The following is a 25,489-nucleotide window of genomic DNA, read 5'->3' as shown; positions in this document are numbered from 1 at the left end:
GCCTCCAGGCCGAAGCCGAAGCCATCCTTCGCAAGTCGAACTGGGTGGATCCGGAGCAGCGGCGCGCGGCCTATGCCGAGGGCGGTTGGACGCGCTTCGATGACACGCAGGAACCTCATGGTCCGGCGGAAATCGAACAGGAACGTCTGCGCTACAGGCGTTGATGGCTCGGAAGGCCATATTCGTGTCATATTCATGAAACGGCCGGCCCGGAGGTTTGGGCCGGCCGCTCTTGCGTCCCATGATCTCCTATATCGTGACCCTCCTGCTCTCGTCCTCGCTGGTTATGTGGGAAGGCGTAAAGTCAATGGATAGTCGGCATCATCCTTGAATGTGTGGTTACTAAGGCCTCGTCTGTACTTCGGCTCGAAAGTAGGAGGCGTGAACACGGCCGCGCTCCAATGCGCTCCGCGCCTGCCAACAATCTCCGGCAGCTCTTGCCGGAGATCGACTTTGAGATGTTGGCGCCAGAGTTGAAGCACGCTGTCTTCCCGAAGGTATAGTGCTGGCCCATCGGGATCAGCCGATTGATGCGGGGTATTTTCTGACCTCCGGTATCGGTTCCGTCGTAATCACGACGCCGGAGGGCCGGCGTGCGGAAGCCGGCATCTCCGGCTTCTATAGCTACATTCCGACCTCCGGGGTTACCGGCGCGGGGATAAGTTTTTTACTACGTGGAGGTCGAGCTCTGTGCAGAAGGCTAGGCATTGCTGCGGAGTGAGCAAATCCAACATCGGCGCGATCGAGCTCTATTTTCGGGGCACCTGTTGGTGGTGGAACTATCGGCTGATCGAAATCGTTCCTAATTAGTTACTCTTAAACCACGGACATGCTCGGCGCGCGCGGCGAAGCGAAACGGGTCGAAGTCGACATGGCGGGTGACAAGCTCTCAACCTACAAGAAGAAGCGGGATTTCAAGCGGACGCAGGAGCCGGGTGGCTCGACGACCGTCAAATCCTCGCACCGGCTGCGCTTTGTTATCCAGAAGCACGACGCCACGCGTCTGCATTATGATCTTCGCCTCGAACTCGACGGCGTGTTCAAATCCTGGGCGGTGACCAAGGGGCCATCGCTCGATCCCCATGACAAACGGTTGGCCGTCGAAGTCGAGGACCACCCACTCGCATACGGCGACTTTGAAGGCACGATCCCGAAGGGCCAATATGGCGGCGGTACGGTTATGCTGTGGGATCGCGGCTATTGGGAACCCGATGGCACCAAGTCTCCAGGAGAAGCTTTGAAGAAGGGTGATTTCAAATTCGTACTGCATGGTAAGCACCTGCACGGGAGCTTCGCGCTCGTGCGGATGCGAAACGATCGCGACGGCGGCAAGCGCACCAACTGGCTGCTTATCAAGCATCGTGACGATCATTCCGTTGAAGAGAACGGCGCTGCCATCCTAGATAAGAACATGACCTCAGTGGCTTCTGGACGAACGATGGAGCAGATCGCCAGCGGCAAGGGCCGCAAGCCGAAGTCGTTTATGATGGCGAGCGGTAACGTCAGGCCCCATGCTGTCTGGGACAGCAAAAAGGGTCTCGCGGCCGACGAGACTAAAAAGAAATCTCGCAACGATTTGGCGACATCGACGGCCGTCGATCTTCCGGACTTCATCGCACCGCAGCTCTGCGAAACGCTGGAGCGCCCGCCGGCCGGCGCGAACTGGCTGCACGAGATCAAATTCGACGGCTACCGTATCCAGATGCGTGTCGCCGGTAGTAAGGTCACCCTGAAGACCCGCAAGGGGCTGGACTGGACGGCCAAATATCCGGAGATCGCGAAAGCTTTCTCCCAGTTGCCCGACTGCATTATAGATGGAGAGATTTGCGCGCTCGACGAGAACGGCGCTCCCGATTTCGCAGCGCTTCAGGCCGCGTTGTCGGAAGGCTCCACCGGCAATCTGGTCTATTTCGCGTTCGACCTGCTGTTCGATGGCGGCGAGGATCTGCGGCCGAAGCCTTTGACCGAGCGGAAAACGAGGCTGCAAGAGTTGCTGGCCGACGCCACCGATGATGAGCGCCTGCGTTATGCGGAGCATTTCGAGACCGGCGGCGATGCGGTTCTCCGCTCTGCCTGCAAGCTTTCCCTAGAGGGGATCGTCTCGAAAGAGGCGGATGCGCCGTACCAATCCGGCCGCACCCGCACTTGGGCGAAAGCGAAATGCCGCGCCGGGCAGGAAGTGGTCATCGGCGGCTACGCCAAGACAAACGGCAAGTTCCGGTCCCTACTCGTTGGCGTCAATCGCGGCAAGCATTTCGTCTATGTCGGCCGGGTCGGCACGGGCTATGGCGCCAGGAAGGTCGAGGCGCTGCTGCCGAAGCTCACGGCTGTGGAGGCAACGAGATCTCCGTTCACCGGGATCGGCGCGCCGACTAAGGAGAAGGAGGTCTTCTGGGTGAAGCCGGAGTTGGTCGCAGAGATCGAGTTCGCGGGCTGGACTGCGGATGGGCAGGTTCGCCAAGCCGCGTTCAAGGGCCTGCGGGAAGACAAGCCAGCCGCCGAGGTAGAGGCGGAAAGGCCGGCTTCGCCCGCAAAAACCGAAACGCGTGAGCCCGCGTCGGCGACGGACAAACTCTTGCGTGGCAAGGGCGCCAAGGCGGAGGTCATGGGCGTACTCATCTCCAATCCGGATAAGCCTTTGTGGCCGGATGCGGGCGATGGCGAGGCCGTCACCAAGGAGGATCTGGCGCGATATCATCAGGCGGTCGGTTCCTGGCTCATCGAGCACGTCAAAGGCCGTCCTTGCTCGATCATCCGCGCGCCGGACGGCCTTGGCGGCGAACAGTTTTTTCAACGTCACGCCATGCCCGGTACCTCGAACCTGCTGGAACTGGTCAAGGTCTTCGGTGACAAGAAGCCTTATCTGCAGGTCGACCGCGTCGAAGGCCTGATCGCCATTGCCCAGATCGGTGGCGTCGAATTGCATCCGTGGAACTGCGAACCACGAAAACCCGAGGTGCCGGGCCGGCTGGTCTTCGACCTCGATCCCGGTCCCGACGTGTCATTCTCGGCTGTGGTGGCGGCCGCCCGTGAGATGCGCGACCGGCTGGACGATCTCGGCCTCATCAGTCTCTGCAAGACGACCGGAGGCAAAGGATTGCATGTGGTGACACCGCTCGCCGTCAGCGCCCGCAAGCCCCTCTCCTGGGCTGAGGCGAAAGGGTTTGCCCATGATGTCTGCGAGGAGATGGCACGCGATAATCCAAATCTCTATTTGATCAAAATGAGTAAGAGCCTGCGCCAAGGTCGCATCTTCCTCGACTATCTGCGCAACAATCGCATGGCTACCGCCGTGGCGCCTCTGTCTCCGCGTGCGCGGCCGGGCGCAACCGTGTCGATGCCGCTGACCTGGACGCAGGTTAAATCCGACCTTGACCCGAAGCGGTTCACCGTGCGGACCGCTCCGGCGCTGCTGACGAAAACGAGCGCCTGGGAGGACTATTCCGACGCAAAACGCCCTCTCGAGCAGGCCATCAAGCGGCTCGCCAAGCGCAAGGTTGTGGCATGACATTCAAACCGCACGGTCCAAAGGACACATAGGAAGAATGGAAAAGGCTTCTATTCCCACCGAGCATTTGGCGCGCCTCCGGCGAATACGCGGACTCGCGCGGTTGATGGACACGGCGCTCCGCATTCCCGGTACGCGCGTATCGCTTGGCGCGGACTCGGTCTTCGGCTTGATCCCGGGCATCGGCGATTTCGCAGGAGCAGCCGTCAGCCTCTTCATCATCAACGAGGCCCGCCGTCTCGGCGTGTCGAACGACAAGCTGGTGCAGATGCTGGTCAATGTCGGCTTCGACACGGTCGCGGGAAGCGTGCCAGTGCTGGGCGATGTCTTCGATGTCTATTTCAAATCCAACGGCCGCAATCTTCAGCTTGTGTTGGACCACTTCGGTCTAGATCACACCGACCTCGACCGATAATGGAGGTCAGCTGCTGCCAGCCAGTGTGGTCATATGGAACACCGCGGCATTGTCCTGGATTTCGCGCAGACCTTTATAGGAAGCGTGACGCAGGTTGCCATCGTCGGTCCAGCCGCGGAATTCGATCTCGGCGATCACGGTGGGCACGGCGAAGACGTAGTCTTACCCTTCAGTGGAACGGCCGGCGTTTTCTTCTTCAGGTTGTCGAGCGTCTCGCGCAGATACTTGGCATCCTCTCTCTTGAATCCCGTCCCGACCGAGCCCAGAGACACCCAAACGTCGCCGCGGCGGGCGGCAAGGAGCAGACTACCGATGCCGCCGCGCGCCGAGACGGACTGCTCGTAGCCGAAGATCATGAAGCTCTCGCTCTGGACGCATTTGATCTTAATCCAGTCGCCTGTGCGACCCGAACGGTATGGCCGGTCCCAGTGTTTGGCAATGATGCCCTCAAGGCCCATCGAACAGGCGTTCGCCAGAAGATCGGCGCCGTCGCGTGCGCCTCTTCCGATAGCTGAACCGCGCCGGTGGCGCCGTCGAGGAAATCCTCCAGCAGATGCCGGCGCACGGAAAGCTCGGTATTGGTGAGATCGTGGCCAGCGAAATAAAGGAGGTCAAGGCGAAGAAGACCGCCTCGGTCGACGCTCGCTTGCCGCCGCGCCCGCCGAGCGAGCGCTGCAGCGCCCCGAAGTCGGAGTGTCCCTTGCCGTTGACGACAACGGCTTCACCATCGAGGATCGCCGTCCCGACGCCGAGCTTTCGTGCAGCTTCGGCAATTTGGGGAAAGCTATGGGTCCGGTCGTGGCCGCCCCGCGTGATGATCCGCACGCCGTTTGGTTCAATGTGGATCGCGAGGCGATATCCGTCCCACTTGAGTTCGAATATGCAGTCCGGTCCTTCCGGCGGCGCCGGCCGGAGAAGGGCGAGGCAAGGCTCGACGCGATCGGGCATCGGATCGAAGGGCAGGCTCGGTTGTTCAGGATTGCGTTTACGCACCGGCCCGGATTTGAGCGTTGCGCTGGATTCGTCGTAAAGGGGAATGGCGGCTCGGCGTTTCGGCGTCATGACGCCCGTTTTCCCTTGCCGCCGGCGGCCAGGCTTTTGCGCAGCGCATCCATGATATCGATGACGTTGCTGGCAGCGGCGCCGCCTTCCTGCTTGGTCTTGCCCTTTTTTGATGGCCGCAGCGCTCTCTTCTTCTTGGCGAGAACGTCGAGCAGCGCATCCTGGACGGGGTCCGAGAACATATCGGGCGACCAGGCCTTCGTATGCTGCTTGATGAACTTCTGGACCAGCGGAATGAGATCCGGATCCGCCTCGTCGTCGATGACGTCGAAATACGACTCCTCGGGTCTGATCTCGTCGCCGAAGCGGAGCGTCCAGAGAACGATACCCTCGCCGCGCGGTTCGAGCACGATCGCCCGCTCACGCCGACCGATCACCAGTTTCGATATGCCGAGCACCTCGTCGGCGGCCATGGCGTCGCGGATGACAGCGAAGGCTTCATAGCCGACCGGATCGTCGGGCACGAGGTAATGCGGCTTGTCGAGATAGACCCACTCGATGCTATCGCGGGGCACGAATTTCTCGATGTCGATAGTCTTGACGGTATCGAGGGCGATGGCGTCGAGGTCTTCGTCGGTAAGGATGACATAGTCGTTCTCGCCGCGGGCATAGCCCTTGACCTCGTCCTCGTCCCTCAGGGGTTTGCGGGTGACCGAATCTATATATTGCGAGACGACGCGATTGCCGGTCGCCTTGTTCAGCGTATGAAACCGGACCTTTTCGTTCTCGGAGGTGGCCGGCGACATCGACACCGGGCAGGTAACGAGCGAGAGCTTCAGATAGCCTTTCCAGTAGGGACGCGGTGCCATCGGAGATCTCCCTAACCGGCTTTACGCCGAGCGGCAGTTGGCTTCGATGCGGGCTTTCGTGCCGCCGGTCGGCCAGCGCCCTTGTTTGCATTCGCCGCCGGACGCTTCGGTTTGTCATCAGTGCCGTTGATCATCTTGGCGCTTTTGCGCAGCGCCGCCAGCAGATCATCGGGCTTGGAGACTTTCACCGCCTTGCGCTTCGGCAAGGCCTTACCCTCGATCTTCGCTTTCACCAGTTCGGCCACGGCCGCCTCATAGCGGTCGTCGAACGCGGCCGGATCGAAGGTTCCCTTTTTGGTAGCGATGATGTGCTTGGCAAGGTCCAGCATCTCGCCCTTGATCCGCAGCTTCGGCATTTCCTCGAAGGCCTTTTCCGTCGATCGGACCTCGTAGTCGTATTGCATCGTCGTGGCGATCAGGCCCTTGCCATGCGTTCGGATCAGCACGGTGCGCATGCGCCGGAAGAGGACCGTGCGCGCGACGGCAGCCACCTTGGATTTTTCCATGGCGTCGCGCAGCGCGGTGAAGGCATCCAAGGAGACCCGGTCCGTCGGCACGAGATAATATGGCTTGTCGAAGTAGACGTCGTCGACGTCGGAGCAGGTGATGAAGGCCTCGATCTCCAGGGTCTTGTTGCTGTCCGGAATGGTGGAGGCGACCTCCTCTGGATCGATCATGATGTACTGGCCGTTCTCAACCTCAAAGCCTTTGGTCTGTTCCTCGCGCTCGACAGGGTCGCCCGTATCGCTATCGATGAAAATGCGGTTGACCCCATTGCCGGTGCGCTTGTTGATCGTATCGAACGCGATGCGCTCGGCGGTACTGGCGGCTGTATAGAGGCCGACATTGCAGCTGACCTCACCAAACTTGATGACGCCTTTCCACTGGGCACGATGACCGGCCATGTTGAAACTCCCCGACTCGACGCAACCAAAGCGAGTCAAGCGAATCACGAGCGAATTTGTTCCGAGTCAAAATGAATCCGAAATCAATACCTTAGGCTTTACCGCCCTCGCTTATTGCGAGTCTCGAATATGCCTTTGATTCACTGCATCTTTTTTTTGATAGCGCGCGTTCTTCACAAACCGCAACCGAAAGGGAGAATGCCATGACCATGCGTGAACTCATCGATACCGTTCGCCTCCTATGACGATCTCCTCGATCGATGGGAGGCCATCGAGGAGGAGGCGCAGCGGAGCGAGCCGGAGGAACGGCGCAAACGCGCCGAAGCACGCAAAGGCGCCGAGGAGGAGAAGAGGGCGAGGCGCCGTTCGGCCGAGCGCCGCCGCAGGCGCATCCCACTGCCCGCGGACGACCTGCCGCCGGAGGGACGGCCGATTGCGACAGTGCCATCGGCATTGTCATCGTCAGCGATATAACCGGGGAGGTGGCAGACAGGGAGGACATAGCCGACCTTTATCCCGAGGTTGCCGCGAATGGCGTCTGGGGGATGTGGCGCGTGGCGACACTTGAAGAACTGGTGCACACCTGGCCGTCACGGACAGAGCCTGGGGACGACGAGCGCCGGCGCGGCTGGTGGCTGCCGACGATCGAGGAATTTGCGCGAGGCTCGGCGAACGGCGAGGGCGCGCGAGCGCAGGCTCGCGCGCGATGATTCGGCCTGAGGTCATTCCGATGGCGGCTCAACCTCGATCATCACTGGCGCGTGGTCGCTGGTGTGCTCCCAGCTCCGCGGCGTGCGGCGGACACTTGCCTTTCTGAGCCAGGGCGCCAACGCGGGGCTGAGGAGGAAATGGTCGATGCGCAGGCCTGCGTCACGCTCGAAGGACTTCCGCCAATATTTCCAGAACGTGTAGATCCGCTCATCAGGATGGAGATACCGGATCGCGTCGGTCCAGCCCTGCTCGACGAGATCGGCATAGGCTTTTTTTACCTCCGGCCGGAACAGGGCGTCGTCGCGCCAGCGCTCGGGCGCATAAACATCGAGATCGGTCGGCATCACATTATAGTCGCCGACCAGCGCCACCGGCAGATCGAGCGCGAGAAGCTCCGCCGCATAAGCCTGCAACCGCGTGAACCAGCGAAGCTTGTAATCGAATTTCGGGCCGGGTGCGGGATTGCCGTTTGGCAGGTAAAGGCACCCGATCAGGATGCCGTCAACAGCGGCCTCGATGTAGCGGCTGTGGCTATCGTCCGGATCTCCCGGCAAGCCGCGTTTCGTCATGACAGGCGTTCTGCCCCTCGCGAGGATCGCGACGCCGTTCCAGCTCTTCTGTCCGTGCCAGACCGCCTCGTATCCGGCTCGCTGGAGTTCGCGCCGCGGGAAGCGCTCGTCGGGCGATTTGAGCTCCTGCAGGCAAACGATGTCGGGCGCATCTTCCTCCAGCCACCGAAGTAGGACAGGAAGGCGGCCGTTGATGCCATTGATGTTATAGGTGGCGATCTTCACGAGGAACTCCGGAAGCGGTGATTGTCCGGAGAGGAAAGCGCCGGGAATCTCAAAGGTTCCAGTTGCGCCCGAGCTACCGAAGGTCGGGCCGAGTCGCAACCGAGTGCCATCTATTTCGAAATCGGACTTTATCGCCGCAGAAGCTCCAGGGTACGCTCATCCGGCTCGCCCCCGAAATAGCATTCCAGCGCAGCGCGGAACTGTGGGGTTTCGTGGCCTGAAGCCTCATCAAACAGCGTCGTCGACGTTGTCGGCCGGGGTGGGGAGGGCGCTCCCCGAAGGGGTCGAGCGCCCTTCGTCATTTCTGAGAAGGGGTGAGGCGCGCATAGGTCACACGAACGGCCGCGCGCGCCGATCCCATTCTTGTCTGCATCTACCGTCAGCGGCGCGCATTCCCGTCGCACGGTTCAGCATGTGGAAGGAGATCCGCTCGTTCGTCGAGGCTGCCGTGTAGAGGGCGACCGGGCAGACGAGCTCTGCCACCTTCAAAAAACCCTTCCAGTTCGCTCGTGGCGCCACGCTGTCGCACTCCCGCTCCAAAGCGGAAGCAATGCCGGCCGGCGCTATTTGTTCCGGCATTCCTGAGCATCGGGAACCAAAGTCGTTTCCAAGACTTTCCGCGCAGAACGAATTGACGTTACCAAGGCAAGGCAGCAGATCGTGCGAATTGAAGAGTTTCCATTGCGCGTCCCCACCGAAGACACGCCGTCGGCCATCATCCGCCCCGGATGCAATGTCTGGCGGACGGCGAAAGCCGACCGGCTGAGCGTGCTCGTCGATGGCGAGGCCTATTTCAGGGCGCTGGAAAGCGTGCTGGAACAGGCGCAGCGCGAGGTGTGGATCATCGGCTGGGACTTCAATCCGGATATCCGGCTTCGGCCCGATGATCCACAATCGCCGACCCTTGGCGCCTTCCTGCTGAACCTCGCCGAGACGCGGCCGGGGCTCACGATCCGGGTGCTGATCTGGTCGATGGGGCCGATATATTCGGGAAAATCGCTCAAAATGTTCCGCAAGCGGCGGTGGTCCTCGCATCCGCGCATCGTGCTTGCCTTCGACAACCGGCATCCGCTGCGCGGATCGCACCACCAGAAGATGGTGGTTGTGGACGACCGCGTGGCCTTTGTCGGCGGCATTGATCTTACGGCGAAGCGCTGGGACACCAGCGAGCACCGCGTCGACGATACCCACCGCGCGCTGCCATCCGGCGAGCGCTACGAGCCGGTGCATGACATGCAGGTGGCGCTGGAAGGCGACGCCGCACAGCTGGCCGGCGACATTGCGCGCGGCCGCTGGCAGTTTGCGACGGATGAAGCGGTGGCGGCCGGCGGGACGGACTCCACCGTGCGCCTCGACGGCATCGTCGCCGACATGTCGAACAGCACCGTCGCCCTTGCCCGCACCGAACCGGCCCTGCGCGGCCGGACCTGCTGTACGGAGGCGATGGACCTCACGCTTGCGGCCCTTTCGGCAGCGCGCCAGCATATCTATATCGAAAGCCAGTATTTCGCCTCGAAGAAGGTGTGCGACGTGCTGTGCGAAAAGCTTGCAGACCCCGATGGCCCGGAGGTCGTGGTGATCTCGACCTTGAGTTCGCATGGCATGATCGAACGCATGGTGCTCGGCGCAAACCGCGATCGTTTTGTCCGGCGGCTTCACCAATGTGATAAATTCGGCCGCATGCGCGCCTTCTATCCCGTCGTGCCGAAATTTGATGGCACGGAGCAGGAGATCGTCATCCACTCGAAAGCCCTGATTGTCGACGACATCTTCCTGCGCATCGGCTCCTCCAACCTCAACCAGCGGAGTGAGGGGCTGGATACGGAACTGGACATCGCAATCGAAGCGCGCACGGAAGCGGAACGGCGAAGCATTGTCGCGCTGAGGGACCGGCTACTGGCGGAGCATCTCGACGTGGACCCCGCAACCTTTGGGGCTGCGGTCCGGACAGAAGGCTCGCTCGTCACGGCCATCGACGCCTTCAACACTCGCGCACGCGGCCTGCGTACGTTCAACGAGGCAAAAGGCGAAGGCGCCACCGAGCCGGTTTTCGGCACCGGGCTGGTCGATCCGGTCGCGCCCTGGTGGCCGTTCTCCACGTTAGTGGATTCCCTCCGCCGTCAGCTTGGGCTGTTGCGCAGGCCGGCGTCCTCGTTCGATCCGAGCAAGGCTTCGCTGGCCAGCAGCGAAACGAGCCCGAGCGGCAGCGGGATGAAGAAATAGACGACGCGGAAGGCGATCAGCGCGCCGATCGACGCCGAACCACCGAGCAGGAAGCCGATCGTCGCCTCCAGCACGCCGAGCCCGCCCGGTACATGACTGACGAGCGCGGTGAGGTTGCCCACGACATAGGCGGCCGTCGTTTCCATATAACCGGCCGCACCGGCAAGAAGCTGGTGCAAGGAGGCAGCGACGAAGGCGAAGTTCAGCGTTCCCACGCCAATCTGCAAGGCCGCGATGCGCGGCGTCGGCAGGGCGAAGCGCCAGCTCCGCACCTTGACTTCTCCGCGCACGAAGGCGGAAAGCGCCAGATAGCCGGCGCCGAGCGCCAGGCAGAAGGCGCCGAGTGCGACGGAGGCCGCTGTGCCAAGCCCGGCCACCTTGCCGGCGGTGCCCGGAAGGAGGATCAGGCAGAGACCGGCCAGCGTGATAAGGCCAAGGCCGACCGTCACGCCACAGAAAACGATCAGCTTGGCGATCTCCTCCGCGGTCAGGCCCCAGCGGGAATAGAAGCGATAACGCACGGCGCCACTGCTGAGTGCGGCGACGCCGACATTGTGGCCGATCGCGAGACTGGTGAAGGAGGCAAGCGCTGCGCGCGGATAGGCGAGCGGCTTCTCGACATAGCGCAGAGCGAGGAAGTCGAAGAGCGTCAGGCAGAAATAGGAACAGGCGGCGAAGCCGAGCGCGAATGCGAAATTCGTGCCCGGAATCTCCGCGATCGAGCCGGTGATATCCGCCCACGAATATTGGCTCAAGGTCCGGTAGACCAGCCAGCCGGCGACGAGGACCGCGCAGGCGACTAGCGCGTGGAGGATATGGGCTCGTTTCATTCGCTCGATCTTTCCTGAATCTGTCACGGCGGAACGAAAACGGGGCTTTTCGTGTTCCCGGGGGTGCGAAATATCGAAAGGAACGGCATGGGCAGACGCCTGAGGATCGCGACCTACAATGTACATAGCTGCTTTGGCACCGACCGCCAGCTCGATCCCGGCCGCATCGCCGAAGTTATTGCGGAATGCGAGGCGGATGTCGTCGCGCTGCAGGAGGTGGACGTGGCGCGCGCCCGCAGCGGCGGCATCGATCAGGCCCAGACGATCGCCAATCATCTGCGCATGGTCTCGCACTTCCATCCCGCCCTTCATCTGGAAGAAGAACGTTACGGCGATGCGCTGCTGACCGCGCTGCCGACCCGTCTCGTCAAGGCAGCCGGCCTGCCGTCACGCGGCGAGCCGCGGGGCGCGCTCTGGGTAGAGGTGCCGGTCGGGGAGGTGACGTTGCAGATTTTCGTCACGCATCTCGGCCTTTTCGGCGCCGAACGCGTGCGCCAGACCGAGGCCTTGATGGGACCGGGCTGGCTCGGCGCGGAGATGGCGGAAACGTCGCGCACCATTTTCGTCGGCGATCTTAACGCGATCTCCCGCTCCGCCTCCTATCGCATGCTGGCGCGGCGTCTCACGGATGCGCAGATCGCGTCGGGGGGTAAGCCCAGGGCAACGTTCCCCTCCCGCCTGCCGCTGCTGCGTATCGACCATATCTTCGTCGGCGCGGGCATCCGGGTACAAAAGACTTTTGTGCACAACAGCCCGCTCGCACGCCGCGCTTCCGATCACCTGCCGCTCTGCGCCGATCTGGAAATCGAATAGGGGCAAATTGCGTGTGTTCGGGAACTTCCGCACGCCAAGGCCATTTCACCCCCTGCCTTGAAGGGAGGGCAAGATGGAACAACACGCGAATATCCAGTTGCATTTCGATGTCTTGAGTTGCCGGGCGCTGCTGTCCTGCGAAGGCAAGGATTATGTGCTGCCGGATACCTATCCGAGCAAGGAGGCGGCGCAGGCCGCGGCCCAGAAATTCGCTTGGGAGAAACTCGGGCTGAAGAGCCGCCGGGCAAGCAAGGCTTCCGACCTCGCGATCTGGCTGCGTTAGCCGCCGGGCCAGTAGCGGTCGTCGGCGAAGTCCGCCGGAATGGGCCGGAGCGCGGAAAGCGTGCTGGCAACGAACTCGATCTGCATCATGCGGTAGCGCGTGGCGCTGGGCACCGGGCGACCGGTGGCCAGCGCGCGCAGGCGATGAGGATCGTTATCGCCTGCGGCAAGCCGGCGGAGCGCTTCCCGTAGCACATCCTCGGCCGTCGGCACTGTTCGATCGGGCGGGTTGATGTCCGTGCCGCCGACAATCCTGAACCGCGCTTGCTCCATGTCCTGTATCTCCGGAATCTCTCCCGGAGAAAGCATTACGCAGCAAGCTTGTTTGAGGCTGGCAGGCCGGGCGCGAAACCACGCCCGGCCGTTCACATATCATGCCACCTTCTTCTGCGCGGCGGCTAAAATTCCTTTTGAAATCCCTGGCTTTTCGCGCATGTTGTCGCCAAACGAGCATGAAGAATGCAAACGGGGTCGGGGATGAGACGAAGGTTGGCAGCCGTAGCGGTTGCGGCGCTTTTGCCGGTTGTAGCCCTTCTTGGCTACAACGAGTTCTCTACGCGACACCTCCGCGACCAAGAAGTGGGAGCGCAAGCCGCCCAGGCCGCGCGGCAGGCTTCGTCCGAGGTCGAACGCATCCTTGAGGGGATGCATAGCCTGTTGATCGCGACCGCAACATTGCCTTCAGTAGAGGCTTTGGATCGAGACGCCTGTGGCCCCGCGCTAAAACGGATCGCAGCTCAAGTCGCGCCGATCCGGACTATTTTCGTTCTCGACATATCTGGGAAGCTCGTCTGCGACAGCCTAGGAACTCCCGCCGGTCGCGATTTCTCCGATCGTGCTTATTTCCAGGAAGCGTTGGTATCTTCCGAATTTGTGATTGGCAGCTATACCATCAGCCGCCTCTCAGAGAGTGCCGTGCTCCCTGTGGCCATGCAGTTGCGTCGGGACGGAACGGTGATCGGCGTCCTGGTCACCGGCGTTCGGCTGGAGTGGCTCGACCAAAGGCTCAAGGAGCGTGGGGTCCTCAAGGGAAGTGCTGTAACGATTGCGGACCGAGATGGGGTAATCCTTGCGCGCGATCCGTTTCCCGAGCGCTTCGTCGGGACCCGGATTCCTGAGGCCTTCCAGCCGCTAATTCATGCTGCGCAGCCCGGTGTCATGGAAGTCGTCAGTCAGGATGGAACCAGCCGTATTCTCGGCTACGAGCCGATCCGCGGTCGCTTCAACCGCCTATATGTCAGTGCGGGAGCGTCGAGAGATGAAGCTTTTGCTCCGATCAATCGGTCCACCGCAATCGGTATTGCGTCGATCTTGGCGGGCGCTCTCCTCGCTTTTGCGGCCTCGGCTTTCGTGGGCAACAGGTTCATATTGCGTCCGATTTTCGGTATTCTCGACGTCCTTGAGCGCTGGCGAAAGGGGGAGGTCAACGCACGAACTGGCATGGCCGGGAAAGATGAGCTTCGCCGCGTGGGGTCTGCTCTGGACAGCCTACTGGACGAGCTCCACGACCGGCAACGACGGACGGAGCGGCTCCAGACGGACAAGGACCTGCTCGTCGGAGAACTAAGGCACCGCATCAAGAATACGTTGACGGTTGTCCAAGCGATTGCGCGCCAGTCCTTCCGTCCGGTTGCGCCAGCGGAATACTCCCAGTTTTCCGACAGGCTTATGGCGCTCGCGAACGGTTACGACCTGCTCTTTTCAGACAGCGTCGACGAGGCATCCATGGGCGACGTCGTGGACCGCGCACTGGCTCCGCACATTGGCGCATCCACCAGCCGCATCTCAGCGGCCGGAACCCCAATCCCCTTGCCTTCGCAGATGGTGTTGTCTCTGTCACTGGTGATCCACGAGTTGGCGACGAACGCGACGAAGTACGGTGCGCTGTCGAACGATACGGGTAGAATCGATATTAAGTGGCGCGGGACCCCAGATCGGATCGAACTGAGCTGGATCGAAACAGAAGGCCCCCCGGTTGTTGCGCCGAGCCGGGAAGGCTTCGGTTCGCGCCTTATTCGGGGCGCCTTTCCGAGTGGGTGCCGACCAATCGCTGATTTTCAGTTCGCGCCCGGAGGATTGATATTCAAGCTCGTCTTTGACCGAGAGATGACCGGCTAAGAATCCGCCTACAGCGTTGCAGCAGCGGTGTCGTTGGGACATGCCAGGCATGCTTGAGAGGAGCCCCTTACCCGCGCTATCTCTGTCTCTTGAAACACCGACTATCAGCGCATCGTGCCCTTCTGGTGCGCGACAAGCCCCCCTGTCTAAAGAGTGACCACGACCTTACCGACCTGATCGTTGGACTCGAGATAGCGATAAGCTTCCACGATTTCGGCGAACGCGAAATTCCTGGCGATCATTGGGGCAAGCGCACCGGAGGCCAGGCCATCGACAATGAAAGCCTTGGCGCGTTCCAGCCGACCGGAATCCCGAATGAGTTCGTGCACCAGGTAACCCCGCAGGGTCAGGGTCTTTGATAAGGCCGAAAGCATGGGAAACGGTGTCGGGAGCGGATCGAGGCCGCCATACTCAATTAGGATCCCGCCTTCCGACATGGCATCCGACAGTGCGATGACCATCGGTCCGCCGACCGCGTCGAAAATAACCCGGATACTCTTACGGCCCGAAATCTGCCGCAGCCGCTGTGAAAGCGGTTCCTCGGCGGTGGCGACCACATATTCCGCTCCGGCATCCAGCAGCGCCTTCCGCTTCGCCGATGTGCGGGTCAGCGCAACAGGGACAGCGCCGATCTTGCGTGCAATCTGGATCGCCGCAATGCCGACGCTGCTCGACGCCGCCGTTATGACGATGGGTTCGCCCGGTTGCAGCTGTGCCAAATCCACGAGGGCGCCGTAGGCGGTCAGGTATGGCATCCAGAGGGCAGCGGCTTCCGTCCAGCCCAGATTCGCAGGGTTCTTGACGATATGGTTGGCGGGAAGGACAGCAAACTCACCGTGCGTGGGATAGGTCGTCATCGATATAGGAGGTATGATGCTGACCGCATCGCCCGGCGAGAACCCGCCGACGCCTGCGCCGACGGCGTCGATAATGCCGGATGCCTCAAGCCCCAACCGAGCTGGCAACGTCGGTGTCTCGATATAAGCACCCGTCCGTATCAGTGTTTCGGCGCGATTCAGCCCCAAGGCTTTTACGCGGATGCGAACCTCGCGGAAGCCGGGCTCTGGAATGTCGATTTCCTCGATCTGCAGGACCTCCGGTCCGCCGTGCCGATGGAAGACGATAGCGCGTGCCATATGTTCACTCCGAAATATTGATTTGGAGTGATTTATGAATGATGAGAGATGCGCGATAAATGACGACTACTTTATGTCAGAAATAACCAATGGTTGCGAATATGGATCGTTTGACAAGCATGGCAGTCTTCGTCAAGGCGGTGGACCTCGGGTCGTTCGCTGCCGCTGCGGACGCTTTCGAGATTTCCGGCCCGATGGTGGGGAAGCACGTAAAATTTCTCGAAGAGCGGCTCGGCATTACCCTGCTGCATCGCACCACGAGAAAGCAAAATTTGACGGAGCCCGGCAAAGCTTACTACGAGCGATGCCGCTCGATCCTTGCTGAGGTGGATTCCGCCGACGCCCTGGTCGCCGGGAATCTGAAACAACCCCGTGGCCGACTGAGGGTGAGTTTGCCCGTCCATTTCGGAAGACGCTGCGTGGCGCCCATACTGTTGCAGCTGACGCGCCGCTTTCCAGGGCTCGAAATTGACCTATCCTTTACCGATCGCATCAGCGACCTTGCGGAAGAGGGCTATGACTTCGCAGTCCGTACCGGGGAACTGGCGGACAGGACGGATCACATCGCCCGACGGATTGCTACGCAGAAGATGATCGTCGTCGCATCGCCCGCCTATCTCCAGGAAAGCGGGACGCCGGAGACGATTTCTGACATCGCGGCGCATGTGGTGATCCTCTACCGCCGCTCAGGAATTGTCGCTCCATGGGTTTTTCCACGTGGATCCGAGCCGGATGCTAAGGTCTTCGTTACCGGACGTCTGCGTCTTGACGATTTAAACGCGATCGCCGATGCAGCGGCCGATGGCGAAGGCCTGGCGTGGCTGCCACTGTGGCTTGTAAAGGACAGGCTGGAGGCTGGAACTCTCATCAATGTGCTGCCGACCGAGAGGCCGTTTCTGTATCCTGTGCATGCGGTATGGATGAGGACAGCGCATTTGCCATTCAGCGTGCGGCTGGCGATCGACGAATTGGCCAAATCTCTACCCGACAAGATGTGAAATCCCGCTTTTTCCCCCCATCAGACGATAATCATCGCACATGGCTCCTCCGATTGGCTGGCGGTTTTACACTGTCGTTGCACGAGGCAAAGGCAATGTAAGGCAGCGGGAGCGGATTTCGACCTCACCCTGGATTCGCGCGTAACTAGATTTGCAGTTCGAGTTGGTTTGCCTCGCTCACCTCGTCATCGATAAAGGAAGAAACTGTGATGCCGAGGAGACGAACACCTTTCGCAGTCGGAAATAGGGGCTCGAGAAGTGATTGGTTCACGCCCTCCAGGTCATTTGCCGTGCCGATCGGATTGGTCATCGTTCGGCTGCGGGTGATGATCTGGAAGTCGGTATATTTGACTTTTAGCGTGACCGTCCGGCCATTGAGGCCCTTGCTCTCGCAGTGACGCCAGACCTTCGCAGCGATCGGTGTTATCTCGGCGCGGGCGGCCTCCAGATCGAACAGGTCGACCACGAACGTGTCCTCGGCGCCGACGGACTTGCGCGGGCGATCCGGTTGGACGGCCCGGTGATCGATGCCGCGGGCGATGCTGTAATACCAGCCGCCAGACTTCCCGAAATGCTCCTGCAGGAAGGGGAGCGATTTCGCCTTGAGGTCAGCCCCGGTCGTAATGCCAAGCCGCTCCATTTTCGCGGCGGTCGCCGGTCCAACGCCGTGGAACTTCTTCACCGCGAGCGCCTCAACGAAGGCCGGTCCATTCTTCGGCGTGATCACCGCCTGGCCGTTGGGCTTGTTGAGGTCCGACGCCATTTTGGCCAGGAACTTGCAATAGGAGATGCCGGCGGAGGCGTTGAGGCCGGTGACCTCCTTGATGCGCGCCCGGATCATGGTGGCGATCTCGGTTGCGACGGGTATCTCCAGCTTATTGTCCGTGACATCGAGATAGGCTTCGTCAAGTGACAGCGGCTCGATCAGGTCAGTGTGTTCCGCGAAAATCTCCCTGATCTGGCTGGAAACAGCACGGTAGACGTCAAAGCGAGGAGGCACGAAGATCAAGTCCGGGCAGCGCCGTTTCGCCGTCACCGAGGGTAGCGCCGAGCGAACGCCAAAGGCGCGGGCTTCATAGCTCGCGGCAGCAACAACGCCGCGCGCGGCCGACCCGCCGACGGCTACGGGTCTGCCGCGAAGCTCCGGATTGTCGCGCTGTTCGACAGACGCATAGAAGGCATCCATGTCGACATGGATGATCTTTCTGACTATCGTCTGGGCCTCATCGCTCATTTCACTTCCACATGGACCGCATGCGGGCACCCACGTCGATCCTGATCTGACGTGCGCTGCGCTCGCTGGCTGCGGCGGAGACCTTCGGCCAACTCGTCACCTCAAAATATTGCAGCAGGGTCACCGGAATGAACCGGGTCCGCGAAGCATAGACATGGCGGTCACCCTGAGCGTTCTGACCATGGGTGAAGAACCGTTGAGGCGTGACGAGCGAAAGATTGTCGCGCGCTCGCGTCATGCCGACATAGAGCAGGCGTCGCTCCTCCTCCATCTCCGCGGTCGTGCCCACACCGAGGTCGGAGGGAATGCAGCCGTCGACGACATTAAGCATGAAAACGGCCCGCCATTCCTGACCCTTGGCCGAATGGATCGTCGAGAGGATCAGATAGTCCTCGTCAAGAAGCGGAACGCCCGCCTGGTCGCTGGTTGCGCTTGGGGGGTCGAGCGTCAGCTCGGTCAGGAACCTTTCCCTGCTTGGATAACCTCCGGCGATCTGCTCGAGCTGCAGGAGATCGGCTTTGCGGGTGTCAGCATCTTCATGGATACGATCAAGGTGTGGCTCGTACCACGACCGCGCCGTCGCAATCTCGCCCGGCCACCCGCCATCGGCCTTCCTCAGGCCAAAAAGCAGCGCAATGAGGGCGGGCCAGGCCTCGCCTGTCTTGGGCGGCGGCGGGATCTCGGCGAGTGATAGCAAAGGCTCTGGATCAGGGCTGATCGTGTCGAGGATTTTCGCTGCCGTCTGCGAGCCGACCCCCGGCAATAGCTTAAGAAGGCGGAAACCCGTTACCCGATCGCGGGGGTTCTGGGCAAAACGCAGGATAGCAAGCAGGTCTTTGACATGCGCGCTGTCTAGGAATTTGAGCCCCCCGAATTTCACGAAGGGAATATTGCGCCTTGTCAACTCAACCTCAAGGGTGCTGCTGTGATCAGAAGCGCGGAACAGGACGGCCTGTTCCTTCAGCGTCATGCCGTCCTCGCGGTTCGCCAGGACCTGCTCGACGATGTAGTTCGCCTGGTCCGTCTCGTCCTTCACGGTCACGAGCATAGGTCGTTGCTCGGATTCCCGATCCGTCCAGAGGTTCTTCGTAAAGCGCTCACGAGCAAGGTCGATGACGCCGTTGGCGGCAGCCAAGATCGGCTGCGTCGAGCGATAGTTGCGATCGAGCGTGATGACGTCGGCCGGCTTTGGCGAGAACTGGTTCGGAAAGTCGAGGATGTTGCGCACGGTCGCGGCGCGGAAGGAATAGATTGACTGGGCGTCGTCGCCGACCACTGTCAGACCGCGCCCACCGGGCTTCAGCCCCAGAAGAATGGAAGCCTGCAGGCGGTTGGTGTCCTGATATTCGTCGACAAGAACATGGTCGAAACGGTTGCCGATATCGTCGGCCAGGTCCGGGTCGGACATGACCTGCGCCCAGTAAAGCAGCAGGTCATCGTAATCGAGCACGTTCTGCGCTTGCTTGGCCTCGACATAGGCGGCGAAGAGCTGTTTCAACTGCTCCTCCCAGCCCAGCACGTAGGTGTAGGATGCCTTCAGGACCTCGTTGATCGAACTCTCGGAGTTGACGACGCGCGAGTAGATCGCAAGGCACGTTCCCTTGGTCGGAAAGCGGCTTTCCGTCTTCGAGAAACCAAGCTCATGGCGAACGAGATTCATCAGATCGGCGCTGTCCTCGCGATCATGGATCGTGAAATCGACGTTGAGGCCGATCTGTTCGGCATACATCCTCAGCAGCCGTGCGCCGATACCATGGAAGGTGCCGGCCCAGGCCATGGCGTCCGTCATGACCGCAGCATTGTCTCCGAACACCTGCCGGCAGATGCGCTGGACGCGGCGCCCCATCTCGGAAGCGGCCCGGCGAGAAAAGGTCATCACCAGGATGCGGCGCGGATCGGCACCATTGACGATGAGATGGCCCACGCGATGGGCAAGGGTATTCGTCTTGCCCGAGCCCGCACCCGCGATGATAAGCAGCGGGCCGCCGATCGCGCCGTCCGGCTGGCCAATGCCATGCTCGACCGCCTCGCGCTGCCGGTCGTTGAGTTTTTCGAGATAGGCTGCCGTCATCTGCCCTAAATTTTCCTAAGAAAAAATTCCTGTGCCGTTCCTTTTCCCCATCCCTTTGATCGGCCTTGTGGAATCCACAAAATCGACTTGTCAAAGGCAGCCTTCATGGCCGGCAACGCCGTTTCGAGTGGATTGACTTGCAACGGCATTAGGAACAAAAAAGGAACATATCAGCTTAAATAACGGCTGGAAACCCCTGAAGGAGCGTCAATTCCGTCGTGTCGAACCGTGCCCTCAACCCTGTGCTTGCCGAGCTTCGAGAGCGTATCGGCCAGCTCGAAGGCGGGCAAGCGCGCGCAAGATCCGTCCTGCCATTCGCTGTTCCAGAGATGGACCAGGCCCTTCCAGGTGGCGGGCTGGCCTTCGGGGCGCTTCATGAGATTGCCGGCGGCGGAGGCGGCACGGTCGATGGCGCTGCGGCTGCACTCTTCGTGGCGGGGATTGCTGCGCGAACCAAGGGCAGGGTGCTGTGGTGCATGACGCGCCGCGACCTGTTTTTCCCCGCGGTCTCGCAAGCCGGGCTGCATCCGGATCGCGTGGTGTTCTGCGAAAGCGATCGGGATGAAGGCGTCCTGTCGGCGGTCGAGGAGGGGCTGTCCTTTGGCGGTTTATCGGCTGTGGTCGCCGAACTTGTCCGCCTGCCGATGAATGCCTCGCGGCGGCTGCAACTGGCGGCAGAGAAGAGCGGATGCATGGGCATCGTGCTGAGACGATGGCGAAGGCAGAACGAGGCCTCGGACTATGGGCAGCCGACGGCTTCGACGACGCGGTGGCGCATCAGCACCCTGCCGTCAGAAAGATTGCCAGCAGCGGGCGTTGGGAGGTCCCGGTGGCTGGCGGAATTGATGCGTGTAAAGGCGGGTGAGTGCGCCGAGTTTGAAATTGGAGCTCCCGATGCCAAGGGTCGTATCTGTCTACTTCCCACTTCTGCCGATCGATCGGATCAGACGGCACGCTTCGGAGCCCTTGCCGGCTGACAAGCCGCTTGTCGTGATAGCGCGCAGCGGCTCAAAGCGCTGGATATCCGCCGCAGATCCGATCGCTCTCAAACTTGGTTTGCGGGTGGGGATGCCGGCCAGCAAGGCGCAAGCGATGGTTGCCGATCTCCTGATGGTCGACGCGGCGCCGGCCGAGGACGCAGCCGTGCTCGAAAAGCTGGCTCTATGGGCGCTCCGACAATACAGCCCCATCGTCGCCGTCGATGGCAGCGATGGCCTGGTGATGGATACCGAAGGGGCCGACCATCTCCAGGGCGGTGAGGAGCTTCTCGTTTCCGGTCTCGTCAACAGGCTGCACGCCCATGGGTTGACGGCGCGGGCGGCCGTTGCGGAGACATGGGGTGCAACGCACGCGCTCGCCCGGCTGCTGGCCGCGCAGACGACGGTTGTTCCGGTTGGTCACGTCATGAGGACGGTGATCGATCTGCCGCTTGTGGCCTTGCGGCTATCATCGGAGATTATCCAGGGTTTGCGGGTCCTCGGGATCGACACGATCGGCAAGCTCTCCGCCATGCCGCGGGCGCCCCTGACGTTACGGTTCGGGCCGGAACCTGCCCGTCGGCTCGACCAGATGTTTGGCCGGGTCGCCGAGCCGATCGAACCGATCCGCATCCCGGAGCTTGTCGAGGCTTCGAAAAGTTTCGCCGAGCCCATCGGGGCGCCCGACACCATCGCGAGATATGTCCGCCGACTGGTTGGGCAACTGTCGGCTCGGCTGGCGGAAAACGGCCTTGGCGCGCGACGCTGCGACCTCATCATCCATCGCGTGGACAACACCCGCCAGTATCTTCGCGCCGGCCTGGCAAAGCCGGTCCGCGATCCGGCGCGTCTTTCGAAACTGCTCTGCGACCGTATCCAAACCATCGAACCGGGCTTTGGTATCGAAAAGATGGTTCTGGTCGCTGTCTTTGCCGAGCCACTTGAGGAGCGGCAGGTGGCGTCTTCCCTCATTGAAGAGGAGGTCGCCGACATCACGCCGCTCGTCGACATCCTCGGCAACCGCGGCCACCGGCTTTTCCGGGTTACGCCCGTCGCTTCCGACGTGCCGGAGCGTTCCGTCAGGAGGATTTCGCCGACGGCGCCTGCCACCGGGCAGACCTGGGCCAACAAGTGGCCGCGACCGCCACGGTTGTTTGCAAACCCCGAACGTATCGAGGTCATCGCCCTTTTGCCGGACCAGCCGCCAGCGGTCTTCACCTGGCACGGCAAGCGTCGGAAGGTCGTGCGCGCCGACGGACCGGAGCGCATCTTCGGCGAATGGTGGCTTCGGCCGCGCGAGTTCCATGCCGTGCGCGATTACTTCGTCGTCGAGGACGAGCAGGGCGAGCGCTACTGGGTCTTTCGCGCCGGCGATGGCATCGACCCCGAAACCGGATCGCACTTTTGGTTCCTGCATGGGGTGTTCGGATGAGATATGCCGAGCTCCAGGTCACGAGTCATTTCTCGTTCCTGCGCGGCGCTTCCTTGCGTTCCGGCGTCCAGAAATCCGGATCCTTCATCTTATGGCTGATGCGCTTGGACTTCGGCAGTTTAGGTGGAGCGAAGGGTTCGTAGACTGGCGGAAGCGGCTATCCCGAACAAAATTGTTGTAATGTTCGGAGATGACCTCGAAAAGGTCGTCGGCCTCCTGCAGATCGATCGACTGCACGATTATGAACCAAGCGATCCATTCCGAATCTGAAGCGTCGTCGAGGTGGCGGACGAAGTGGCGGTCGACGACTTCCATGGTAGATGCGCCAACGCCGTGAATGGTGAGGTTGATGCGGTCGCCAAAACAGGGAACGGTGTTACCCAAATCGGACAGAGCATGCTCGCCTTCAATGTTAAACCTTCCGTCTTCCTGCCGCTCCAGAAAGTAGACCATATCGTCAACGATGTTCGGCATAGCGGCTACGCTACTCCCGCCGACCCCGCTTCCGTACCCCACCCTCGATGAACTCGATGCCGGCCCCTTGTAGGGCGGTGATAACGGCAGCGATGTTGTTGCGCATCCCTGGAAGCTCGCCAGGTGCCGCTTCCATGCGCCGCAATGTGGGCGCCGAAATCTTGGCCAAGTCCGCCAGTTCGACCTGCCCCAAGCCCAACAGCACGCGAGCCGCAGCGATCTGCTTGCCCGAAATGTGATTAAATTCGCTCACTATGATAAAAATCGCTTGACGCGTCCCCAGTTAATGGTAATTGTTATCGTGTTGAGCGAAACTAATCAAGACAAGGAGACACCCAGCAATGTCGAAGACCCCCAGATTAAGACGAAGCTACACGGCCAAGTTCCGCTTCGTGGTCGGTCAACTCGTCCGGTGCCACGACCGGTTTGCAATCGTCATCGGCAGATTAAGATCGGCCAACGGCCTTGAAATCTACGAAGTAGCACTGACCGGCGATACCGCCGGTCGGCCCGTCCGCACATTGCTGGGGGACTTCCTTGAGCCGCTCCCTGCGAGGTCCACGAAAACGCGCCGTAATGCAGTGCAGATGGCGGTGGCAGCATGAGCGACAACGCAGAGACCGTGGAGAAGGTCCGCGAACTGGCCGCCATGGCGTTCGAGCCTTGGGTGCCCGGCATGGAAGCCGAGATGACGCCCGCCAACCTGACCGAGGCGGCGAACGACGGGCCGTTCATCGCCGCCTACTTCGCTTAAAAGACGATGTTTCGCACCAAGGATGACATGGCAGCAGCTTGCTGCCGCACGCCAGGCATCGGCCAGGAACTGGTAGACACCATCAGCGGAGCGGCCGAGTGGTTTGAGATAATCGCCGGCATGATGCGGGCAGCCGCTCTGAGACACATGTCGGCGTTGGCTGCGGCCGAACTGGAACGCGGGGAAATCGCAGAGTTGGAGGTGGCGGCATGACCGATTGGCGGGCGAATGGACAGAAATACATAGCCGAACTCCGCACTGATCCAGAGCGCATGGTCGATTTCGCAGCATGGGTCTTCGAGCAGACTTGGGCGGCAATGCGTGAGCAAAGCGATACCGTCACTCTCAGCGTCGATGATGTGACGCAACGTTCCGGCTTCGGCGAGTGCTTCCTGCGCGCCGGCGGCTGGGACCACCTAATCAAGAAGTAAGTTTCTCGGCGCGAGTTCAGCGCCGCCTCCCGCCGGCCGCGTGTCCGGCAGGAGGACCTTGCCCGGTCCGTGAAGACGGGCGGCGCGGCGTAGCTTGGTAACAACGTCGCGCCGGGTGCCGCTGCCCTGGTCGACTGGACACGTCCAGAATGCGGCGGCACCCACAAGTTTCCTGCTCGCCTTTTCGCGCATGTTGCGGCGAGCAGCTCACCGCGCTCCCCAGGGGGTAGAGCGCGGCTTTTTTCTTACCAGGGAGGCCGCCGCCCACCGAGCGCTGGCATTTGAAGCCGCTCGCCCTACCAAGGCGGGCGGCTTTTTCGTTGTGGCGCCAACACCTCATTCGCACCGTTCACCTTAGGTTCATTGCGCTCCTCTATTGTCAGCCGAATTGAAGATAGGAGTTATGATGATGAATATTTTTTCCAAAATGGCGGTAGGCATTGTGGGCTGCATGGTGGCCATGACGTCCGTGGCCCCGGTCTACGCCGCGCCCATTAGCCCGCTTCGGTTGGAGATCGGCTCGAGCGTGGAGCAGGTTCAGTATAAGAAGAAGCGGCCCCAGCGATGGGACAAACGCGACAATCGTCGCGGGGACACCTGGCGTGCCGAACGGCGGGATTGGAATGGCCATCGGGGCTATCGCGACCGCCGCGCAGGCTATCGCCGCAACAGCGACGGCTGGTGGTACCCGCTCGCTGCCTTCGGTGCCGGCGCGATCATCGGTGGCGCAGTAAGCAGCCAGCCGTCGTACGGCAGCTCGCACGCTCAATGGTGCGCCAACCGTTATAGGACGTACCGGGCGTCCGACGATACATATGTGCCGTATGCAGGCGCCAGAGCGCGATGCGTCTCGCCGTACTAATGCTTGAACGTGATGCAGACATTCGAGGGCCGCGGAATTCCGCGGCCCTTTTTGATTTCCGGTGCTTTCGTTTTCTTAGGCTGCAACACACAATCGCCGATAGAAGACGGACGCTGGCCGTCTACAAAGCGTCCACTTCTATGAGGCGGGCGGCCTTTCGTTGTAAAGGTTTCGCCAATATGGCGAACCATCCGGCCCCGCAAGAGCGCGCCCCCCTGAAATCATTCGGTGCAAAACTGCGTTGGTAGGGTTACCCAGGTTTGGGGACACCCCTCGACAACCTCACAGTGCGGTGCGAGGATGGTGCACCTTGAGGGAGGAATTCATGCGCGGATGGATTATCGGGATAATTGCTGCAATTCCAGCAACCGGCGTGGTCACCGATGCAGTTGCCTGCACCGCGTATGAGCGGGAAGTCTACGAAGTCGCGCGGGCCGTTGAGGACTTCCGAGAACGGGAGCATTTTACTAGCGAGTATGGGTGGTCAGGTGGGGGACCGTAAAACCCGTGGCTAGTGCAGATAAAATCATTAAACGAGGACACCGACAACGCCCGAGAACTCATAAACGCTCACGGGTTCACGCCTATCGAAATTTACCAGGTTGCAGATGAGTTTCGCACATCTGGTGGACTGGATGATTTCTACCGCG

Annotated in this window: 25 protein-coding genes and 2 pseudogenes; 14 read left to right on the top strand and 13 right to left on the bottom strand. The window is 61.2% G+C overall.

All coding sequences use genetic code 11. From position 1 onward, the window contains the following. Positions 1-871: 871 nt before the first annotated feature. Together ligD (AC1RWL_RS31535) and AC1RWL_RS31530 are read left to right on the top strand one after the other, a co-directional pair. Positions 872-3,508 carry a DNA ligase D gene (gene ligD, locus AC1RWL_RS31535; protein WP_493097431.1) on the top strand — a complete coding sequence of 879 codons (2,637 nt, stop codon included), beginning with the start codon at positions 872-874 and terminating at the stop codon, positions 3,506-3,508. Positions 3,509-3,545: 37 nt separating this feature from the next. After that, on the top strand, positions 3,546-3,923 hold the full coding sequence (locus AC1RWL_RS31530) for a DUF4112 domain-containing protein (protein WP_493097429.1): 378 nt from the start codon (positions 3,546-3,548) through the stop codon (positions 3,921-3,923). A gap of 6 nt (positions 3,924-3,929) precedes the next feature. Here AC1RWL_RS31530 and ligD (AC1RWL_RS31525) read toward each other — a convergent pair. The 6 genes and pseudogenes from ligD (AC1RWL_RS31525) to AC1RWL_RS31500 form a co-directional block, all read right to left on the bottom strand. Continuing rightward, positions 3,930-4,985 (bottom strand): annotated as a pseudogene (gene ligD, locus AC1RWL_RS31525) (non-homologous end-joining DNA ligase). Next, on the bottom strand, positions 4,982-5,794 hold the full coding sequence (ku, locus tag AC1RWL_RS31520) for a non-homologous end joining protein Ku (RefSeq protein WP_493097428.1): 813 nt from the start codon (positions 5,792-5,794) through the stop codon (positions 4,982-4,984). The pseudogene ligD (AC1RWL_RS31525) and the gene ku (AC1RWL_RS31520) overlap by 4 nt, the downstream one beginning before the upstream one ends. An 11-nt stretch (positions 5,795-5,805) precedes the next feature. Next, positions 5,806-6,699: a non-homologous end joining protein Ku gene (ku, locus tag AC1RWL_RS31515; protein ID WP_493097427.1), complete on the bottom strand. Its 894-nt coding sequence runs from the start codon at positions 6,697-6,699 to the stop codon at positions 5,806-5,808. A 722-nt stretch (positions 6,700-7,421) separates the two neighbouring features. Then, on the bottom strand, positions 7,422-8,204 hold the full coding sequence (gene xth, locus AC1RWL_RS31510) for an exodeoxyribonuclease III (RefSeq protein WP_493097426.1): 783 nt from the start codon (positions 8,202-8,204) through the stop codon (positions 7,422-7,424). A 128-nt stretch (positions 8,205-8,332) separates the two neighbouring features. Next, complete coding sequence (locus tag AC1RWL_RS31505; protein ID WP_493097425.1) at positions 8,333-8,506, bottom strand: DUF1810 family protein; 174 nt, start codon at positions 8,504-8,506, stop codon at positions 8,333-8,335. Between the two features lie 85 nt (positions 8,507-8,591). Further along, positions 8,592-8,723, bottom strand: a pseudogene (locus tag AC1RWL_RS31500) (non-homologous end joining protein Ku); the annotation flags it as partial. Positions 8,724-8,885: 162 nt separating this feature from the next. Between AC1RWL_RS31500 and AC1RWL_RS31495 the strand changes: the two are divergent. Beyond that, entirely contained in the window at positions 8,886-10,427 is a 1,542-nt protein-coding gene (locus tag AC1RWL_RS31495) for a phospholipase D-like domain-containing protein (protein ID WP_493097424.1), read from the top strand. On the opposite strand, the gene AC1RWL_RS31490 is transcribed toward AC1RWL_RS31495, so the two are convergent. Continuing rightward, a complete protein-coding gene (locus AC1RWL_RS31490) occupies positions 10,325-11,257 on the bottom strand; it encodes a UPF0104 family protein (protein WP_493097423.1) in 933 nt (310 codons plus the stop codon). The genes AC1RWL_RS31495 and AC1RWL_RS31490 overlap by 103 nt on opposite strands. 87 nt (positions 11,258-11,344) lie before the next feature. On the opposite strand from AC1RWL_RS31490, the gene AC1RWL_RS31485 reads away from it, so the two are divergent. Beyond that, positions 11,345-12,070: an endonuclease/exonuclease/phosphatase family protein gene (locus AC1RWL_RS31485; RefSeq protein WP_493097422.1), complete on the top strand. Its 726-nt coding sequence runs from the start codon at positions 11,345-11,347 to the stop codon at positions 12,068-12,070. 73 nt (positions 12,071-12,143) lie between these two features. After that, positions 12,144-12,353, top strand: a complete 210-nt coding sequence (locus AC1RWL_RS31480) for a hypothetical protein (protein WP_256116816.1) — start codon at positions 12,144-12,146, stop codon at positions 12,351-12,353. On the opposite strand, the gene AC1RWL_RS31475 is transcribed toward AC1RWL_RS31480, so the two are convergent. After that, complete coding sequence (locus tag AC1RWL_RS31475) at positions 12,350-12,625, bottom strand: hypothetical protein (protein WP_493097421.1); 276 nt, start codon at positions 12,623-12,625, stop codon at positions 12,350-12,352. The two genes, AC1RWL_RS31480 and AC1RWL_RS31475, sit on opposite strands and share 4 nt — an antisense overlap. Before the next feature lie 216 nt (positions 12,626-12,841). Between AC1RWL_RS31475 and AC1RWL_RS31470 the strand changes: the two genes are divergently transcribed. After that, positions 12,842-14,470, top strand: a complete 1,629-nt coding sequence (locus AC1RWL_RS31470; protein ID WP_493097420.1) for a sensor histidine kinase — start codon at positions 12,842-12,844, stop codon at positions 14,468-14,470. A 146-nt stretch (positions 14,471-14,616) separates the two neighbouring features. Here AC1RWL_RS31470 and AC1RWL_RS31465 read toward each other — a convergent pair whose 3' ends face one another. Then, the gene (locus AC1RWL_RS31465; protein ID WP_493097419.1) at positions 14,617-15,606 is read right to left on the bottom strand and encodes a zinc-dependent alcohol dehydrogenase family protein; all 990 of its coding nucleotides are present in this window, start codon (positions 15,604-15,606) and stop codon (positions 14,617-14,619) included. A 101-nt stretch (positions 15,607-15,707) separates the two neighbouring features. On the opposite strand from AC1RWL_RS31465, the gene AC1RWL_RS31460 reads away from it, so the two are divergent. Further along, positions 15,708-16,604: a LysR family transcriptional regulator gene (locus AC1RWL_RS31460; protein WP_493097430.1), complete on the top strand. Its 897-nt coding sequence runs from the start codon at positions 15,708-15,710 to the stop codon at positions 16,602-16,604. A 145-nt stretch (positions 16,605-16,749) separates the two neighbouring features. On the opposite strand, the gene dinB is transcribed toward AC1RWL_RS31460, so the two are convergent. Beyond that, complete coding sequence (gene dinB, locus AC1RWL_RS31455) at positions 16,750-17,838, bottom strand: DNA polymerase IV (protein WP_493097418.1); 1,089 nt, start codon at positions 17,836-17,838, stop codon at positions 16,750-16,752. Position 17,839: 1 nt separating this feature from the next. Next, positions 17,840-19,909 (bottom strand): ATP-dependent helicase, encoded by a 2,070-nt coding sequence (locus tag AC1RWL_RS31450; RefSeq protein ID WP_493097417.1) that lies wholly within the window; start codon positions 19,907-19,909, stop codon positions 17,840-17,842. A 218-nt stretch (positions 19,910-20,127) separates the two neighbouring features. Here AC1RWL_RS31450 and AC1RWL_RS31445 point away from each other — a divergent pair, with 218 nt between their 5' ends. Both AC1RWL_RS31445 and AC1RWL_RS31440 read left to right on the top strand, forming a co-directional pair. Next, positions 20,128-20,886 carry an ImuA family protein gene (locus AC1RWL_RS31445; RefSeq protein ID WP_256119103.1) on the top strand — a complete coding sequence of 253 codons (759 nt, stop codon included), beginning with the start codon at positions 20,128-20,130 and terminating at the stop codon, positions 20,884-20,886. Continuing rightward, positions 20,804-22,318, top strand: coding sequence for a Y-family DNA polymerase (locus AC1RWL_RS31440; protein WP_493097416.1), 1,515 nt, complete (start codon positions 20,804-20,806; stop codon positions 22,316-22,318). Before AC1RWL_RS31445 ends, AC1RWL_RS31440 begins: the two co-directional genes overlap by 83 nt. A gap of 84 nt (positions 22,319-22,402) precedes the next feature. Here AC1RWL_RS31440 and AC1RWL_RS31435 read toward each other — a convergent pair whose 3' ends face one another. Beyond that, on the bottom strand, positions 22,403-22,792 hold the full coding sequence (locus AC1RWL_RS31435) for a hypothetical protein (protein ID WP_493097415.1): 390 nt from the start codon (positions 22,790-22,792) through the stop codon (positions 22,403-22,405). Positions 22,793-22,802: 10 nt separating this feature from the next. Then, complete coding sequence (locus tag AC1RWL_RS31430) at positions 22,803-23,045, bottom strand: transcriptional regulator (protein WP_493158602.1); 243 nt, start codon at positions 23,043-23,045, stop codon at positions 22,803-22,805. Between the two features lie 88 nt (positions 23,046-23,133). On the opposite strand from AC1RWL_RS31430, the gene AC1RWL_RS31425 reads away from it, so the two are divergent. The 5 genes from AC1RWL_RS31425 to AC1RWL_RS31405 all read left to right on the top strand — a co-directional run bounded on the left by AC1RWL_RS31425 (position 23,134) and on the right by AC1RWL_RS31405 (position 24,839). Beyond that, positions 23,134-23,397, top strand: coding sequence for a hypothetical protein (locus AC1RWL_RS31425; protein WP_493097414.1), 264 nt, complete (start codon positions 23,134-23,136; stop codon positions 23,395-23,397). Continuing rightward, positions 23,394-23,546, top strand: coding sequence for a hypothetical protein (locus AC1RWL_RS31420; protein WP_493097413.1), 153 nt, complete (start codon positions 23,394-23,396; stop codon positions 23,544-23,546). The genes AC1RWL_RS31425 and AC1RWL_RS31420 overlap by 4 nt, the downstream gene beginning before the upstream one ends. Before the next feature lie 6 nt (positions 23,547-23,552). Next, positions 23,553-23,759, top strand: coding sequence for a hypothetical protein (locus tag AC1RWL_RS31415; protein ID WP_493097412.1), 207 nt, complete (start codon positions 23,553-23,555; stop codon positions 23,757-23,759). Beyond that, positions 23,756-23,977, top strand: a complete 222-nt coding sequence (locus AC1RWL_RS31410; RefSeq protein WP_493097411.1) for a hypothetical protein — start codon at positions 23,756-23,758, stop codon at positions 23,975-23,977. The genes AC1RWL_RS31415 and AC1RWL_RS31410 overlap by 4 nt, the downstream gene beginning before the upstream one ends. A gap of 409 nt (positions 23,978-24,386) precedes the next feature. Further along, positions 24,387-24,839 carry a BA14K family protein gene (locus AC1RWL_RS31405; protein WP_493158600.1) on the top strand — a complete coding sequence of 151 codons (453 nt, stop codon included), beginning with the start codon at positions 24,387-24,389 and terminating at the stop codon, positions 24,837-24,839. Positions 24,840-25,489 lie beyond the last annotated feature (650 nt).

The sequence above is a fragment of the Shinella sp. GW821-FHT10F02 genome (assembly GCF_058809275.1).
This window is presented reverse-complemented; position numbering and strand designations above follow the sequence as displayed.

Bases quoted from the DNA above. Each gene is read 5' to 3' on its own strand.
- ligD (WP_493097431.1), top strand. From the start codon at position 872: ATGGCGGGTGACAAGCTCTCAACCTACAAGAAGAAGCGGGATTTCAAG.
- AC1RWL_RS31530 (WP_493097429.1), top strand. From the start codon at position 3,546: ATGGAAAAGGCTTCTATTCCCACCGAGCATTTGGCGCGCCTCCGGCGA.
- ku (WP_493097428.1), bottom strand. From the start codon at position 5,794: ATGGCACCGCGTCCCTACTGGAAAGGCTATCTGAAGCTCTCGCTCGTT.
- ku (WP_493097427.1), bottom strand. From the start codon at position 6,699: ATGGCCGGTCATCGTGCCCAGTGGAAAGGCGTCATCAAGTTTGGTGAG.
- AC1RWL_RS31505 (WP_493097425.1), bottom strand. From the start codon at position 8,506: ATGACGAAGGGCGCTCGACCCCTTCGGGGAGCGCCCTCCCCACCCCGG.
- AC1RWL_RS31490 (WP_493097423.1), bottom strand. From the start codon at position 11,257: ATGAAACGAGCCCATATCCTCCACGCGCTAGTCGCCTGCGCGGTCCTC.
- AC1RWL_RS31485 (WP_493097422.1), top strand. From the start codon at position 11,345: ATGGGCAGACGCCTGAGGATCGCGACCTACAATGTACATAGCTGCTTT.
- AC1RWL_RS31480 (WP_256116816.1), top strand. From the start codon at position 12,144: ATGGAACAACACGCGAATATCCAGTTGCATTTCGATGTCTTGAGTTGC.
- AC1RWL_RS31475 (WP_493097421.1), bottom strand. From the start codon at position 12,625: ATGGAGCAAGCGCGGTTCAGGATTGTCGGCGGCACGGACATCAACCCG.
- AC1RWL_RS31465 (WP_493097419.1), bottom strand. From the start codon at position 15,606: ATGGCACGCGCTATCGTCTTCCATCGGCACGGCGGACCGGAGGTCCTG.
- AC1RWL_RS31460 (WP_493097430.1), top strand. From the start codon at position 15,708: ATGGATCGTTTGACAAGCATGGCAGTCTTCGTCAAGGCGGTGGACCTC.
- dinB (WP_493097418.1), bottom strand. From the start codon at position 17,838: ATGAGCGATGAGGCCCAGACGATAGTCAGAAAGATCATCCATGTCGAC.
- AC1RWL_RS31450 (WP_493097417.1), bottom strand. From the start codon at position 19,909: ATGACGGCAGCCTATCTCGAAAAACTCAACGACCGGCAGCGCGAGGCG.
- AC1RWL_RS31440 (WP_493097416.1), top strand. From the start codon at position 20,804: ATGCCAAGGGTCGTATCTGTCTACTTCCCACTTCTGCCGATCGATCGG.
- AC1RWL_RS31435 (WP_493097415.1), bottom strand. From the start codon at position 22,792: ATGCCGAACATCGTTGACGATATGGTCTACTTTCTGGAGCGGCAGGAA.
- AC1RWL_RS31425 (WP_493097414.1), top strand. From the start codon at position 23,134: ATGTCGAAGACCCCCAGATTAAGACGAAGCTACACGGCCAAGTTCCGC.
- AC1RWL_RS31420 (WP_493097413.1), top strand. From the start codon at position 23,394: ATGAGCGACAACGCAGAGACCGTGGAGAAGGTCCGCGAACTGGCCGCC.
- AC1RWL_RS31415 (WP_493097412.1), top strand. From the start codon at position 23,553: ATGTTTCGCACCAAGGATGACATGGCAGCAGCTTGCTGCCGCACGCCA.
- AC1RWL_RS31410 (WP_493097411.1), top strand. From the start codon at position 23,756: ATGACCGATTGGCGGGCGAATGGACAGAAATACATAGCCGAACTCCGC.
- AC1RWL_RS31405 (WP_493158600.1), top strand. From the start codon at position 24,387: ATGAATATTTTTTCCAAAATGGCGGTAGGCATTGTGGGCTGCATGGTG.